1 protein-coding gene is annotated in these 675 nt (G+C 43.0%); it reads left to right on the top strand.

All coding sequences use genetic code 11. From position 1 onward, the window contains the following. The coding region (locus tag DC53_RS08220; RefSeq protein WP_033030321.1) for an IS3 family transposase at positions 1 to 675 on the top strand (675 nt) is incomplete at both ends.

The raw sequence follows: 675 nt of genomic DNA, 5'->3' as shown, positions 1-675 counted from the left end.
CATACGGGATACAGCGCCGACACCTGAGCAAGCAAGATTAGAGGCTGAAGTAAAAGCAATACATGCGATGAGTGGTGGTTCAGCAGGGGCACGGACAATCGCAGCGATAGCAACGAACAATGATTTTGAATTGAGCCGTTATCGTGCAGCTAAGCTAATGGTTAAATTAAAGCTCGAAAGCTGCCAAGTACCTCAACATTCATATAAACGTGGTGGTAATGAACACCTTGAAATCCCAAACCTGCTTGATAGACAGTTTGATGTTGTTGAGCCGGATACCGTGTGGTGCGGTGATGTGACGTATATTTGGACAGGCAATCGCTGGGCTTATTTAGCCGTGGTTATTGATTTATTTGCACGCAAAGTGGTTGGCTGGGCAATGTCGTTGTCACCAGATACTAATTTAACGCTAAAAGCGCTTGAACTCGCATATGAAAGCAGAGGGAAACCGACAGGACTCATGTTCCATTCAGACCAAGGTAGCCATTATACAAGTTTAAAATATCGCCAACGTTTATGGCGCTATAAAATCACACAAAGTATGAGTAGACGTGGAAATTGTTGGGATAATGCGCCAATGGAGCGGTTTTTTAGAAGCTTTAAGACGGAATGGATGCCAAAGATTGGATATGGAAACTTTATAGACGCTAAATATAGCGTAAGTGATTACATAAA

The sequence above is a fragment of the Pseudoalteromonas fuliginea genome (assembly GCF_000690055.1).
Lineage (GTDB): Bacteria > Pseudomonadota > Gammaproteobacteria > Enterobacterales > Alteromonadaceae > Pseudoalteromonas > Pseudoalteromonas fuliginea.
This window is presented reverse-complemented; position numbering and strand designations above follow the sequence as displayed.